The sequence below is a fragment of the Paracoccus sediminilitoris genome, assembly GCF_003259195.1.
In the GTDB taxonomy this organism is placed as follows: domain Bacteria; phylum Pseudomonadota; class Alphaproteobacteria; order Rhodobacterales; family Rhodobacteraceae; genus Paracoccus; species Paracoccus sediminilitoris.
The window spans coordinates 1-12,906 of record NZ_QJPK01000027.1; the positions used below are offsets into that span (position 1 = coordinate 1).

General features: G+C 66.8%; 13 protein-coding genes and 2 pseudogenes. 8 read left to right on the forward strand and 7 right to left on the reverse strand.

Translation table 11 applies throughout. The features are described 5' to 3' along the window. Positions 1-206 (reverse strand): annotated as a pseudogene (locus DKT70_RS15200) (transposase); the annotation flags it as partial. 72 nt (positions 207-278) lie between these two features. Here DKT70_RS15200 and DKT70_RS15205 point away from each other — a divergent pair. Then, positions 279-746 (forward strand): annotated as a pseudogene (locus DKT70_RS15205) (LysR substrate-binding domain-containing protein); the annotation flags it as partial. 75 nt (positions 747-821) lie between these two features. Here DKT70_RS15205 and DKT70_RS15210 read toward each other — a convergent pair. Then, positions 822-1,889: an SDR family oxidoreductase gene (locus tag DKT70_RS15210; RefSeq protein ID WP_111559938.1), complete on the reverse strand. Its 1,068-nt coding sequence runs from the start codon at positions 1,887-1,889 to the stop codon at positions 822-824. A 96-nt stretch (positions 1,890-1,985) separates the two neighbouring features. Between DKT70_RS15210 and DKT70_RS15215 the strand changes: the two genes are divergently transcribed. The 3 genes from DKT70_RS15215 (at position 1,986) to map (ending at position 3,655) form a co-directional block, all read left to right on the forward strand. After that, positions 1,986-2,372: a winged helix-turn-helix transcriptional regulator gene (locus tag DKT70_RS15215; RefSeq protein ID WP_111559939.1), complete on the forward strand. Its 387-nt coding sequence runs from the start codon at positions 1,986-1,988 to the stop codon at positions 2,370-2,372. Between the two features lie 97 nt (positions 2,373-2,469). After that, a complete protein-coding gene (locus DKT70_RS15220; protein WP_111559940.1) occupies positions 2,470-2,820 on the forward strand; it encodes a DMT family protein in 351 nt (116 codons plus the stop codon). Between the two features lie 82 nt (positions 2,821-2,902). Beyond that, on the forward strand, positions 2,903-3,655 hold the full coding sequence (gene map, locus DKT70_RS15225) for a type I methionyl aminopeptidase (protein ID WP_111559941.1): 753 nt from the start codon (positions 2,903-2,905) through the stop codon (positions 3,653-3,655). A gap of 4 nt (positions 3,656-3,659) precedes the next feature. Here map and DKT70_RS15230 read toward each other — a convergent pair whose 3' ends face one another. The 4 genes from DKT70_RS15230 to DKT70_RS15245 are packed head-to-tail and all read right to left on the reverse strand — an operon-like array spanning position 3,660 to position 8,003. Beyond that, complete coding sequence (locus DKT70_RS15230) at positions 3,660-4,469, reverse strand: PPC domain-containing DNA-binding protein (RefSeq protein WP_111559942.1); 810 nt, start codon at positions 4,467-4,469, stop codon at positions 3,660-3,662. Further along, positions 4,448-6,028, reverse strand: a complete 1,581-nt coding sequence (locus DKT70_RS15235; protein WP_111559943.1) for an acyl-CoA synthetase — start codon at positions 6,026-6,028, stop codon at positions 4,448-4,450. The genes DKT70_RS15230 and DKT70_RS15235 overlap by 22 nt, the downstream gene beginning before the upstream one ends. After that, on the reverse strand, positions 6,025-7,194 hold the full coding sequence (locus DKT70_RS15240) for an acetyl-CoA acetyltransferase (protein ID WP_111559944.1): 1,170 nt from the start codon (positions 7,192-7,194) through the stop codon (positions 6,025-6,027). Before DKT70_RS15240 ends, DKT70_RS15235 begins: the two co-directional genes overlap by 4 nt. Further along, positions 7,191-8,003, reverse strand: coding sequence for an IclR family transcriptional regulator (locus DKT70_RS15245; protein ID WP_111559945.1), 813 nt, complete (start codon positions 8,001-8,003; stop codon positions 7,191-7,193). Before DKT70_RS15245 ends, DKT70_RS15240 begins: the two co-directional genes overlap by 4 nt. A gap of 137 nt (positions 8,004-8,140) precedes the next feature. Here DKT70_RS15245 and DKT70_RS15250 point away from each other — a divergent pair, with 137 nt between their 5' ends. The 4 genes from DKT70_RS15250 to DKT70_RS15265 are packed head-to-tail and all read left to right on the forward strand — an operon-like array spanning position 8,141 to position 11,757. After that, complete coding sequence (locus DKT70_RS15250) at positions 8,141-9,148, forward strand: DctP family TRAP transporter solute-binding subunit (RefSeq protein ID WP_111559946.1); 1,008 nt, start codon at positions 8,141-8,143, stop codon at positions 9,146-9,148. Positions 9,149-9,193: 45 nt separating this feature from the next. Next, the gene (locus DKT70_RS15255; protein WP_233490608.1) at positions 9,194-9,673 is read left to right on the forward strand and encodes a TRAP transporter small permease; all 480 of its coding nucleotides are present in this window, start codon (positions 9,194-9,196) and stop codon (positions 9,671-9,673) included. Next, positions 9,666-10,979 carry a TRAP transporter large permease gene (locus tag DKT70_RS15260; RefSeq protein WP_111559947.1) on the forward strand — a complete coding sequence of 438 codons (1,314 nt, stop codon included), beginning with the start codon at positions 9,666-9,668 and terminating at the stop codon, positions 10,977-10,979. Before DKT70_RS15255 ends, DKT70_RS15260 begins: the two co-directional genes overlap by 8 nt. 19 nt (positions 10,980-10,998) lie before the next feature. Continuing rightward, positions 10,999-11,757 (forward strand): SDR family NAD(P)-dependent oxidoreductase, encoded by a 759-nt coding sequence (locus tag DKT70_RS15265; protein ID WP_111559948.1) that lies wholly within the window; start codon positions 10,999-11,001, stop codon positions 11,755-11,757. Positions 11,758-11,763: 6 nt separating this feature from the next. On the opposite strand, the gene DKT70_RS15270 is transcribed toward DKT70_RS15265, so the two are convergent. Beyond that, on the reverse strand, positions 11,764-12,897 hold the full coding sequence (locus DKT70_RS15270; protein ID WP_111559949.1) for a Gfo/Idh/MocA family protein: 1,134 nt from the start codon (positions 12,895-12,897) through the stop codon (positions 11,764-11,766). Between the last annotated feature and the right edge of the window lie 9 nt (positions 12,898-12,906).

The window sequence follows — 12,906 nt, forward strand, 5'->3', positions numbered from 1 at the left end:
TCGCGTTCTCATCCTCGAGCGTCTTCAGCCGCTTCGCCTCCGACACCGTCATGCCGTCGAACTTGGCATTCCAGTTGTAAAAGGTGCCTTCCGATATGCCGTCCTTGCGGCACAGGTCAGCGCAGTTCGCGCCGTCGACGTATACGTCGGCCGTGCTCCCCAAGGATGCCGATGATCTGTTCATTCGTGAACCTTGTGCGCTTCATTGTCCGTCCTCAAGTCGGGCCGGACTCTAATCAGCGGTGGAGAAAAATCCCGTGGTAGGTCACGACATCGACGATCTGGTGCCGCACGACATGATTGCGCTGCCCTTGGGGCAGATGCAGCGGCACGCCGTGGTGGCGTCGCCGGCCTGGGTCGCGGTTCACGGCATGCCCCGGACGCCTTCGGATCTGCCGCTGAACGAATGCATTCGCGTGCGCCTGCCCGATGGCGCGTTGTTGCGCTGGCCGTTTCAGCGCGACGACGCCGTGACGCAGGTCGAGGCCCAGGGCCGTTTGACCTTGGACGAGGCCGCCATCGCCCGCGCCGCCGTGCTGGATGGCGCGGGCGTCGGGTTCTTCATCGAACAGGATGTCGCCGCCGACATCGCCGATGGTCGGCTGGTGCATCTGCTGCGGGACTGGACCCCGGCGAGACCGGGCTTCAGCCTGTATTACCTTGGCCGACGCAACCCTTCGACGGGGTTCACGGCCTTCTTGGGAATGGTCAGGAAGGCCGCCGCCCGCGATGCCGACATCGGCTAGGGCGACTGGTCGCCCGGGCAGATGGCCATTGCCGGCCCTTGGTGCCGACAGCGGGTTTCCGGCGCGGACCGGGGATCAGGCCGGGGGAATGATACCGTCCGCGCGAAGCTGTTCGAACAGGTCAAAGAAGGCATCATCCGTCGCCAGGTAACCCGTAAAGCCAAGCCGGCGGCTTTTGGACATATCCGTCACCACCTCGATCGGACGCCCCAGATCGGCGTCGCTGTGCCAGGGCGAGGCAAGGCGGGTGATGTCGCTTTCGACCAGACCGTGGCGTGCGGCGATCTGGGCCCAGATCGCCGCATCATCCGCCATCTGTTCCTGCAGCGGGCGTTCCGTGCCATCGAACTCCTCGGCCTCGATGCCGAACCAGCCCGCGATGCGGAACCACATCCAGTTCCAGCGGAAGACGTCGCCGTTCACGACGTTAAAGTCCTGGTTCTGAGCCTGCGGGGTAACCGCCGCCCAAGCCATCTGCGCGGCCAGCTGACGGGCATCGGTCATGTCGGTCAGCGAATCCCATTGGACCTGCGATCCGGGAAAGCGGAACTTGCGTCCGGTCTCCTTGCAGATCGTGGCATGGACGGCCAGCGTCTGGCCCATGTTCATCGCATTGCCGACCGCCTTGCCGATCACGGTATGCGGGCGGTGGACGCTCCAGGTGAAACCGTCCTGCCGGGCGGCGGCGAACAGTTCGTCCTCTTGGGCATAGTAGAAATTCTCGACCTCCAGACGTCCCTGATCCTCGCGGAAGGGAGTCTTGGGCAGGGTGCCCTTTCCATAGGCTTCGAAGGGCCCAAGATAATGCTTCAACCCGGTGGCCAGCGCCACGTGCTGCACCGAACCGGCCGGGCGCAGGGCGTCAAAGAGATTGCGCAGCATCTGCGCATTGACGCGGATATTTTCGGCTTCGGTCTTCATCCGCAGCCAGGCCGTGACAAAGACATGGCTGGGGTCGATGCCCTGCAGGGCCCGTCCCAGATCATCGGGGTCCAGCAGGTCGGCCGCCACCGGGGTGACCCCGTCCCGGTCCCCGGGCGTGCGGGCCAGTCCGAAGACCTCCCATCCTTCGGCGACCAGCTTGTCCGCCAGGGTGTTGCCCTGGATGCCGGTGACGCCGACCACGAGTGCGCGTTTCGTCATGTCGTATTCTCCGTGTTAATTCGGACTGGACCTAGGCATGCGCGGCGTCCTGCGCTAGACGGCACCAAAATGGGACATAGGCACCAAGAGGTAACCATGCGATCGGGCAGCGATGAAGGCGAATGGCGCGAGGATTGCGCCCCACGGCGCGTGCTGGACATCTTTTCCACGAAATGGACCAGCATGATCCTGCACACGCTGCAGGCGCGTCATAACGGCCAGGCACGGACCGGCGTCCTGCAGCGCAGCGTGCCGGGCATCTCCAAGAAGATGCTGGTCCAGACCCTGCGCGAGATGGAGGCCGCAGGCCTGATCGGGCGGCATGTGGAAAGCGCCGTGCCCCCGGCCGTCCGCTATACCCTGACGCCGCTTGGCCTGCGCTTCGTCGACCTGGTCGAACTGACCTATGACTGGGGACGCCGCAACGCGGATGCGCTGGACGACATGCAGGCCAACCTGTCATCGCGTCAGGGCGACGGCTGACAATGGGCTTTTTCACCGGTCCATGCGCAGGATGCATGGGCGCGATCTTGACGGGAGGCGCGGTCCATGGCGAATGTCGCGTCAAAGGACATATCCCATGACATCCCCGGCCATCATCCCCATTCTGCTGCTGCTGTGTTCCAACGTCTTCATGACCTTCGCCTGGTACGGCCATCTGAAATTCGGCAGCAAGCCGGTGATGATCGTGATTCTGGCCAGCTGGGGGATTGCCTTTCTGGAATATTGCTTTGCCGTGCCCGCCAACCGCATCGGCCATCAGGTCTATTCCGCGGCCGAGCTGAAGGTGATCCAAGAGGTGATCACGCTGACTGTCTTCATGGTCTTTTCGGTGACCTATCTGGGCGAAAGGATCACCATGAACCATGTGGTGGGCTTCGGACTGATCTGCGCGGGCGCCTTCTTCATCTTCAAGGGTCCCTTCAACTGACCCCGATCCGATCCTGGCCAAGCGGCCTGTCCCACGGCAGGATGACCGATCGCATCATGCCTTAACCACCAAGGAGCCGACGATGACCATCACGCAGCAGGATGAGCTGGACGGCCTGCACAAGATCGGCCGGATCGTCGCCAACACCATGCATGCCATGGCCGCCGCGATGGAGCCCGGCATGACCACCCGCGATCTGGACGGCATCGGAGAGGCGCTGCTGGAGCGTGAGGGCGCGGTGTCGGCACCCCGCGCGACCTATGATTTTCCCGGCACCACCTGCATCAGCGTCAACGAGGAAGTCGCCCACGGCATTCCCGGCACGCGCAGGCTGGCGGCGGGCGATCTGGTCAATATCGACGTCTCGGCCTCTTTCGACGGTTATTTCGCCGATACCGGGGCAACCTTTGCCTTGGGTCGCATCGACGCCGGGCTGTACCGGCTGTGCCGCGACGGAAAACGCGCCACGCAGATCGGCATCGCGCAGGTGGGACATGACAAGCCGCTGGCGGGCATCGGCCATGCCATCGGCGCCTTCGCGTCCCGTCGCGGCTATACCCTGATCCGCAATCTGGCCAGCCACGGCGTCGGCAGGGCGCTGCACGAAGCCCCCGAAGAGATCCCGACCTGGCCCACCAAAGGCGACAGGCGCCGGATCCATGACGGCCAGGTGCTGACGGTCGAACCCTTCCTGTCGCGCGGCGGCCAGTGGGCGACACCCGGCCGGGATGACGAATGGACGCTTTACAGCCAGCCTGCGGCACCGGTCGTGCAATATGAACACACGGTCGTGGCGACCCGCCGCGGCGCGATCATCGTCACCCTGCCGGGGTGACGGGTCAACGGTCGATCAGCAGCAGCTCGGCGGTGATGCAGACGGGATTCGGCCCGGACAGCCAGCCTTGGCGCACCGTCCCCGCCTGACCGACCGATGCGATCCGCAGGTTCGCGCGGTCCTGGCCCAGAACCAGGATCTCGGTCGCGGGGCCAGGCAGGGGCGGCCCCTTGGACAGTGCGGTGCCGACCAGGCTGCCCAGCCCCATGACGCGGGACCGGCCACCCGCCATCGCACCGATTGTCGCCCCCAGATCCAGATGCGGACGCAGCCGGACCAGCCGCGCGGGCAGGCCGCCGGGGCGGCGGCGGGGCAGGGTACGGGGGCTGAACAGCGCAAAGCCGGTCTCGGCATCGGGTTCGCGCCGGAAGGTGGCCCCGTCCAGCCCCCAGGCGGCGACATGCGCGTCGCGCGACAGCCGGGTCGCCTCGGGGCGCAGGTGGCCCATGCGCAGCACGCCGGTGGCGTCAGTCCACAGGCCATGGGCGTGGATCGCCCCGCCCTGTCCCAGATGCAGGCCCGCCGTCACGATGCGCGCGCCGCGCCCCAAAACATGGGTGTCGCTGTAAAAGGCCACGCGCCCGTCGCCCGGCGGTGGCGCGGGAATGACATAGGCCAGCTGGTCGCAGGACAGGTTCTCCAGCATCAGCCAGCCGGCCGCAAATCCCGCGCCCCGCGCCGCCGCCGCGATGGCCCGGTCCAAAGGCAGCCCCGCCCGCAGGCGCAGGCGCAATGGATGGGCGCGACAGGGGACGGCGCGGACCCGCTGCGGATCTGCGGGTCCGGGATGGGTCAGCATGCCGGTTGCGGCCATTGGTTGCGGGCGATCAATTCGTCGCGAATCATCTTGCGGGTGATCTTGCCATAGGCGGATTTGGGCAGCGCATCCCACAGGATCAGCCGTTTGGGGCGTTTATAGCTGGCGATGCGCGGCGCCAGCCAGTCCAACACCGTCTGCGGGTCGGGGGTGGTACCCGCGCGCGGGACGCAGACGGCCAGCCCGGCCTCGCCCCAGACCGGGTCGGGGGCGCCCAGCACGATGACCTCGGACAGGTCGGGATGGGTCAGCAGCTTTTCCTCGATCTCGCGCGGGTGGATGTTCGATCCGCCCGAGATGAACATGTCCGACGACCGCCCCGTCAGATACAGAAACCCCTGCGCGTCCATGTGGCCCAGATCGCCGGTCAGGAACCAGCCGTCCCGAAAGGATTTCGCATTGGCCGACGGGTTGTCGTGATAGCCCGCAAAGACCGCCGGGCCGATCACGGCGATCTCTCCGGTCTCGCCTGGGGGCAATTCCTGCCCCTGGTCGTTTTGGACCTGCACATGCATGCCGGTGCGCGCCAGCCCGCAGGTGCCGATGCGCATCGCCGCGTCGTCGGGCGAATGATGCGCGGGCGGCAGGACGGTGATGTTGCCGGTCACCTCGCCCAGGCCGAAATACTGGACCAGCACGGGGCCCAGGGTTTTCAGTGCGCGGATCTGGTCGGCGCGATACATCGGCGCCCCGGCATAGATGACATAGCGCAGGCTGGAATGGTCATGGCGGGCGACGGACGCATCCTCGACCAGCAGCTTCAGGATGGTGGGGACGGTGAACATGTTGCTGACCCGGTGGCGTTCGACCAGCGTCCAGATCTGGGCCGCATCGAAGCGGTCGCCCGCAGGCAGGATGGTCGGCACGCCGCGGGCGATCTGGGTCAGGGCATGGATGCCCGCACCATGCGACAGCGGCGCCACCACCAGCGAGGCATCCGCTTCGGTCGTGCCGGGCATCAGGTCGCACAGGTGGTTGGTGACGACGAAGGCCATCTGGCCATGGGTCAGTACCGCGGCCTTGGGGTGCCCGGTCGTCCCCGACGTATAAAAGAACCAGGCCGGATCGTCCCGGGCCACCGCGACCTCTGGCGGCATCCGGCCCATGTGGCGGCTGATCAGCGCGTCGTGGTCGAGGCCCAGGGGTGACGGGCCGATGGGGATGATCGCCGGGATGTGGGCCGCGCAGGCTGCCGCGTGGTCGGGGAACTGCGCCCCGCAGAACATGGCCCGCGCGCCCGATGATTGCGCCAGCCAGGCCAGGTCATCGGGTGAGAGGCGGAAATTGGCGGGCACCCAGACCGCGCCGATGCGCCAGCAGGCGAACATCGTCTCCAGCATCTGCAGGCAGTTGGCAGATTGCACCAGCACCCGGTCGCCCTTGCTCAGACCATGATCGTGGATCAGCGCATGGGCCAGCGCACCGACGCGGGCCTGCATCTGCGCCCAGGTGGTGACATGGTCCCCATGGATCAGGGCGGGGGCGTCGGGCAGGCGGCGGGCGTTCTGGGTCAGGAAATGCCCCAGGTTCATCACCCGGTCCGAAACGGGGATCATCGCACCCGCTCCAGGATCGAGACATAGTTCGTCACCGCGGCGCCCCCCATGTTGAAGACCCCCGCCATGGTCGCGCCCGGCAGTTGCATGTCGCCGGCATCGCCCATCAGCTGCATCGCAGCCATGACATGCTGGGACACGCCGGTCGCGCCGATGGGGTGGCCCTTGGATTTCAGCCCGCCCGACAGGTTCACCGGCAGGCGGCCTTCGCGGGCGGTCACGCCGTCCCGGATCACGCGGTGGCCTTGGCCAGGTTCGGCCAGCCCCATCGCCTCGTATTCCAGCAACTCGGCGATGGTGAAACAGTCATGGGTCTCGACCAGCGACAGATCGTCCAGCGTGACGCCCGCGCGGTCCAGCGCCTGCGTCCACGCCGACCGCGCGGCGCGCATTTCCAGCATGTCGCGGCGCGATAGGGCCAGCGGGTCGTTGGCCTGCGTCCGGGAGCGAAAGGCGATGGCGCGGCGCATGGTCAGCGCGGTTTCGGCATCGGCCAGCACCAGCACCGCCGCCCCGTCCGAGATCAGCGAACAGTCGCTGCGCCGCAGGGGACCCGCCACACGCGGGTTGCGGTCCGACACGGTATTGCAGAAGGCCACGCCCAGATCCTTGCGCATATGGGCATAGGGGTTGCGCATGCCGTTTTCGTGGTTCTTGGCCGCGATCATCGCCAGTGCCTGCGACCGGTCGCCGTGGCGCTGGAAATAGCTGGCTGCGATCTGACCAAAGAGGCCTGCAAAACCGGCATCGATCTGCCCCTCCTCGGCGTGGAAACTGGCGCCCAGCAGGATGTCGCCCACATCTGCGGTGGGGGTCGCGGTCATCTTTTCCGCCCCCACCACCAGCGCGATCCGGCCCCGGCCCGCGGCGATGAAATCCATCGCGCCATGCAGGGCGGCCGACCCGGTCGCGCAGGCGTTTTCATACCGTGTGGCGGGGACATGGGCCAGCTCCGGCACGGCCATCCCGACCAGCGCACCCTGGAAATCCTGGGGTGAAAAGCCGTTGTTGAAAACACCGGTAAAGATGCCGTCCACATCCGCTGCCGTGATGCCGGCATGGTCCAGTGCCAGGGGCACGGCCTCGGCCATCAGGGCGCAGGTGTCGGGGGCGTCGGATTTACCGAACCGCGTATGGCTCCAGCCGACGATCATCGGGTCGGTCATGTCAGTTTGTCCTTCTGCGTCAGGCGGTTTTCGATCTGCGCAGCCTCGGCGCGCAGGTGGCGGATCAGGTCGGGAAGGCGGTCGGGACGCATCCGCGCCTCGACCGTGGCGACGGACAGCGCGCCCGCCAGCCGCCCGTCGGGGTGATGCAGCGCGATGCCCAAGCCCCAGGACCCCTCGATCACCAGGCCGGGGTTCAGCGCCACGCCCTCGGCGCGGGTCCGCGCGATCAGGGCGCGCATGCGGTCAGGGGTCAGGGTCGGATAGCGGTCGGCCAGAACCGGCGCGATGGCCCGCAGGATGGTGTCGGCTTCGTCATCCGGCAGGGCTGCCAGCATCGCCAGCGACCCCGCACCGACGCCCAAGGGATGGGTCTGACCCGCGACCAGCGCATGGCTGCGCAGGGGATAGCTGCCTTCCTCGCGCATCAGGCACAGCGAACTGGCTCCGCGCCGCACCGACAGCAGCGCCGCATCGCCGGTGATCTGCGCCAGGCGCATCACGCTTTCGCCCGCTGCCGCCATCAGGCCCGGGCGCCGCGCCGCCTGCGCGCCCAACACCTGTATCTGTTCGCCCAGGTGATAGCGGCTGGCGGCGTCCTGTTCGGCCATGCCCGCCCGGATCAGCGCCAAGGCCAGCCGCCGCACGGTGGCCTTGTTCAGCCCGGTCTCGGCGACCAGACTGGCAAGGCTGGCGCCCTGTTCGCCGCTGGCACCGATGCGCCGCAACAGCATCAGCGCCCGGTCGACGCTTTGCGTCCCGGTATCCGGGGTGTCCACGATATGGACCGATGGTTCGGGCTGGGTCATGCATCTTCCCGTTGATTCATGCAAAGATGGCAAGGATATCGCGGATTGCGCAAGTTTTTTCTTGCCACGCCGCGAAAGGTCGCACCATGATATGAACCGACGCCACGGGAGGGTGGCAGGTTCAGGGAGGAATTGCGATGTCACGGACGGGATGGGGACGGCTGGCGTTGGCCACGGCTTTGGTGTCGGCGATGGGCATGGGGGCCGCGCTGGCCGAAACGCTGCGCCTGTCGCACAACACCGGCGACGGCACGACCTGGCACAAGGGCGCGGAACGGTTCGGCGAATTGCTGGCCGAACGCACCGACGGGGACATGGAACTGCGCGTGTTCCCGAACGCCCAGCTGGCGGGCGGCGACCAGATGCGCCAGGCCGACATGGTGGGCCGCGGCGCGCTGGATTTCGTGATGACGTCTGCCATCAACGTGACGCCGCTGGTGCAGGAAATGGCGGTGTTTTCGCTGCCCTACATGTATGAAAACTATGCCCAGGTGGATGCCACCACCGCTGATGGCGGCCCGGCCGAGGCGCTGCGCGAGATCCTGCGCGGCAAGGGCATCGAGGTTCTGGCCTGGGGCGAAAATGGCTTTCGCGAGGTGACGAACAACACCCGTCCGATCACGACCCCCGCCGACATGGCAGGCCTGAACATGCGCGTGGCGGGGCCGATGTATATCGACGTGATGAATGCGCTGGGCGCCAACCCCCAGCAAATGCAGTGGACCGAGACGATGACCGCGCTGCAGCAGGGGGTCGTCGACGGGCAGGAAAACCCCATCGGTGCGGTGATCATCCCGCAGCAGGTCTATGAGGTGCAGAAATACCTGACGACCTGGCACTATTCCTATGACCCGATCTTCCTGGGGATATCGAAGGCCAAATACGACGGCTATGACGCCGAAACCCAGACCATGCTGCGCGAGGTTGCGGCCGAGGCGATGGAATACCAGCGCCAGATCACCCGCGAGGGCACCGAAACCGGCGTGGCCTTCCTGCGCGAAAAGGGGATGGAGGTTCATGAACCTACCCCCGAGGAACTGGCCGCCTTCCGCGAGGCGACGCAGCCGGCCTTCGACCAATGGGCCGAACGCGTCGGACCCGAGCTGGTCGCGTCCTTCCAGGATGCCATCGCGCAGGCACAGTAACCCGGACGGGGGGCAAGGCGCCCCCCGCTCTGCCCGGAGGTCCCCATGTTGTCATTCCTGTCGCGCGAGGCCGAGCGGCTGATCTGCGCCGTCCTGTTTCTGGGCATGACCCTGTTGGGGTTCGCCAATGTGGTCGTGCGCTATGCCACCAACTATTCGCTGGCCTCCTCCGAGGAACTGCTGACCAACGGTTTCCTGCTGCTGACCGTCTTCGGCGCGGCCATCGCGGCGCGGCAGGGTCAGCACCTGGCCGTCACGGCGGTGGTGTCGATGCTGCCGCGCCGGGCGGGGCAGGCGGTCGTGATGCTGTCGGTGGTCCTGTCGGTGGGGCTGCTGATCGCGTCGGCCTGGCTGGCCTGGGGGGCGGTCGCTGTGCTTTATCGCAACGGTCTGACGTCATACGCGCTGCGGATTCCGATGTGGTATTACCAGGCGGCGGTGCCCTTCGCGTTTCTGCTGATCGCTTGGCGCTTCGTTCAGCATGCCATCGAAGAACTTCGGCAGGCGGGGGCGGATCATGGCTGATATCGGCGCCGGCACGCAGATGATCGTGCTGTTCTTCCTGCTGCTGGCGCTGCGCGTGCCGGTGGCGTTCTCGTTGGGCCTCTCGGCGCTTTACGCCATGGCGCGGATGGGCTTCGGGCTGGAGCTGGCGGGCGATCTGATCACCGCGGGCGTCGCGCGCTATTCGCTGCTGGCCATCCCGTTCTTCATCCTGGCGGGCGCGCTAATGGGGTCGACCGGCATCGCGGAACGGATGATCCGGTTCTTTCGCGTCCTGGTGGGTGGTCTGCCCGGCGGCATGGGGGTCGTGGGCACGGTCGTGTGCCTGTTCTGGGGTGCGGTCAGCGGGTCGGGGCCGGCATCGGTCGCGGCCATCGGCTCAATGATCATCAAGGGGATGGAGGAAGACGGCTATACCCGCGCCCATGCCGCGGGGCTGGTCTGCGCGGGCGCGGCGCTGTCGATCGTCATCCCGCCCTCGATCGGGCTGGTGCTGTTCGGGGTCATCGCCGAAGTGTCGATTTCCCAACTGTTCCTGGCGGCGATCATTCCGGGGCTGTTTATGGGGCTGGCCATGCTGGTTGTGCTGCCTTTCATCGCGCCGAAAGGCGCGGGCGGGTCGCTGGACCGGCTGATTCCCGATCCGCATGCCGGCCTGCCCTACGGCACCCGCCTGTGGCGCAGTTTCCGCGACAGTTTCTGGGGACTGATGACGCCGGTGGTGATCCTGGGGGGCATCTATTCCGGCATCTTCACGCCCACCGAGGCGGCGCTGGTCGCCACCGTCTATGCGCTGCTGGTGGGCGGGCTGATCTATCGCAGCCTGTCGCTGCGCGCGCTTTACGACACCTTGGCGGATGCGGCGGCGTCTTCGGCGACGGTGATGCTGATCGTGGCCTATGCGGGCCTCTTCGGATGGGTCATCACGGTCGAGGATCTGGTCGGCACCTATTCCAGCGGCCTGCTGGGACTGTCCGAGAATGAATGGGTGATCCTGCTGGTCATCATGCTGATCCTGCTGGTCGCGGGCATGTTCATGGACGCGATCACGGTGATGTTCATCACCCTGCCCATCGTACTGCCGGTGATGCAGGAACTGGGTTGGGACCCGGTCTGGTTCGGGGTTGTGGTGATGATCAACCTGGCCATCGGGCTGATCACCCCGCCGGTGGGCGTCAACCTGTTCGTGGCCGCCAACGTGGCCCGCCTGCCGATCGAACGCGTGGCCCGCGGCGCGCTGCCGTTTCTGGTGGCGACGCTGGCCGGACTGGCCGTGGTCGCGGCCTTTCCCCAGATGTCGCTGTGGCTGATCCACTGGCTGAGATGATTTCCCGAAAGGACGAACCATGACCGACAAGACCGCCATCATCACCGGGGCCGCGCGCGGCATCGGTCTGGCCACCGCCCGGCTGTTGTCGCAGCGCGGATGGCGCGTGGTGCTGGCCGATATCGATGCCGATGAACTGGCCCGCGCCGCCGCCACCCTGCTGGATGCGCATGCCATCCCCTGCGACGTGTCCGACCCCGATCAGGTCGATGCGATGGTGGCCGATGCCGTCGCCTGGTCGGGTCGCATCGACGCGCTCGTCAACAATGCGGGCGTCGCCGATTTCCGCCCGATGGGCGAGACCGACCTGGCGACGTGGCGGCGCGTCATGGCGGTGAATCTGGACGGGGTCTTTCTGTGTTCGCAGGCCGCGATTCCGCATCTGGCCCGGACGCATGGCGCGATCGTGAACATCGCCTCCATTTCGGGATTGCGGGCCAGCACGCTGCGGGTGGCCTATGGCACCTCCAAGGCGGCGGTGATCCATCTGACCCGTCAACAGGCGGCCGAACTGGGCGAACAGGGCATCCGCGCCAATTGCGTGGCCCCGGGTCCGGTCGATACCAAGCTGGCCTTGGCGGTGCACAGTCCGGCGATCCGCGCGGCCTATCACGACGCGATCCCGCTGAACCGCTATGGCCGCGAGGATGAGATCGCGCAGGCCATCGCCTTTCTGTGCAGCGACCAGGCCTCCTATGTCACCGGGCAGGTGCTGGCCGCCGATGGCGGGTTCGAGGCGACGGGCGTCGGCCTGCCGGCCCTGCGCGCGGGGAACTGAGCGGCCTCACGTCAGCGAGGCCAGCGTCACCGAGGCGCCCGTCGCCATCGACCGTTGTGCGGCAAGGCCCATCAGCACCGCCCATCGGCCGTCGTCCAAGCTGACCTCGGCGGCGGTGCGGGTGCCGCGCACCAGTTCCAAAAAGCGCTGGTGCTGATAGAAGGTCGATCCGTTGTGATCGCCCGCCTCCAGCAGGACGGGGTCCACCGGGACCGGCTCCAGCCGCGGTCCCTTGGGGCTGCGGGGCGAGATCACGACCTCGGGCACGGGGGCGGGGCCCAGATCTTCGGGCCAGAAGCGGCCCGGCCCAGGCACGAAGGCCTCGATCTTGCCCAAGGGACCCATGGCCGAGATCTGTTCCTGGAACCGCGCCCCTTCCGCGAACATGCACAGTTCCAGCATGGCGCGGGCGCCGTTGGCGAAATCGACGATGACATAGCCGTGGTCAAAGATGTCGGCCGGACGCCCGTCGGGCCGTTCGTCCAGGTGATTGACCGCCTGACCGCCCGACGCCATGACCCGCACCGGGTCCGATTTCAGCAACACCCGCATCAGATCGAAGAAATGGCAGCATTTCTCGACGAAGGTGCCGCCGGTCTGGTCGTTGAAACGGTTCCACGCCCCCACCTTGTCCAGAAAGGGAAAGCGGTGTTCCTGGATGGTCAGCATGCGGATGCCGCCAGTCGCCTGCTGCGCCTGCTGGATTATCTTGGCCACGGGCGGCATATAGCGGTATTCCATCGCCACCCAGACCGGCGCGGGATAGCTGGCAGCAAAGGCGTCGATCTGGGCCAACTGGGTCAGGTCGGTGAACAGCGGCTTTTCGACCAGGACCGGCAGGGGCCGGCGCGCCGCGATTGCCTGCAGCTGTTCCAGATGGCGGAAATTGGGGCTGGCGATCAGCAGGCAGTCCAGATCCGCGACCTCCAGCAGGGCCTCGACGCTGTCGACGAACTGCGCCTTGGGGGCCAAGGCGCGGGCGGCGGCGCGCATGCCCGCATCGGGTTCGAAGATGGCACCGATGGCGGTATCGTCCAGCAGGGCGATGTTGCGCAGGTGTTCCTGTCCCATCATGCCGCAGCCGATGATGCCATAGGATACAGTCCGGGTCTTGGCGTGAACCAGGGTCTGGGTGGTCATGCGGGTCTC

What these genes read in the sequence shown, in the direction of transcription:
- DKT70_RS15210 (WP_111559938.1), bottom strand. Translation starts at nt 1,889, where the DNA reads ATGACGAAACGCGCACTCGTGGTCGGCGTCACCGGCATCCAGGGCAAC.
- DKT70_RS15215 (WP_111559939.1), top strand. Translation starts at nt 1,986, where the DNA reads ATGCGATCGGGCAGCGATGAAGGCGAATGGCGCGAGGATTGCGCCCCA.
- DKT70_RS15220 (WP_111559940.1), top strand. Translation starts at nt 2,470, where the DNA reads ATGACATCCCCGGCCATCATCCCCATTCTGCTGCTGCTGTGTTCCAAC.
- map (WP_111559941.1), top strand. Translation starts at nt 2,903, where the DNA reads ATGACCATCACGCAGCAGGATGAGCTGGACGGCCTGCACAAGATCGGC.
- DKT70_RS15230 (WP_111559942.1), bottom strand. Translation starts at nt 4,469, where the DNA reads ATGGCCGCAACCGGCATGCTGACCCATCCCGGACCCGCAGATCCGCAG.
- DKT70_RS15235 (WP_111559943.1), bottom strand. Translation starts at nt 6,028, where the DNA reads ATGATCCCCGTTTCGGACCGGGTGATGAACCTGGGGCATTTCCTGACC.
- DKT70_RS15240 (WP_111559944.1), bottom strand. Translation starts at nt 7,194, where the DNA reads ATGACCGACCCGATGATCGTCGGCTGGAGCCATACGCGGTTCGGTAAA.
- DKT70_RS15245 (WP_111559945.1), bottom strand. Translation starts at nt 8,003, where the DNA reads ATGACCCAGCCCGAACCATCGGTCCATATCGTGGACACCCCGGATACC.
- DKT70_RS15250 (WP_111559946.1), top strand. Translation starts at nt 8,141, where the DNA reads ATGTCACGGACGGGATGGGGACGGCTGGCGTTGGCCACGGCTTTGGTG.
- DKT70_RS15255 (WP_233490608.1), top strand. Translation starts at nt 9,194, where the DNA reads ATGTTGTCATTCCTGTCGCGCGAGGCCGAGCGGCTGATCTGCGCCGTC.
- DKT70_RS15260 (WP_111559947.1), top strand. Translation starts at nt 9,666, where the DNA reads ATGGCTGATATCGGCGCCGGCACGCAGATGATCGTGCTGTTCTTCCTG.
- DKT70_RS15265 (WP_111559948.1), top strand. Translation starts at nt 10,999, where the DNA reads ATGACCGACAAGACCGCCATCATCACCGGGGCCGCGCGCGGCATCGGT.
- DKT70_RS15270 (WP_111559949.1), bottom strand. Translation starts at nt 12,897, where the DNA reads ATGACCACCCAGACCCTGGTTCACGCCAAGACCCGGACTGTATCCTAT.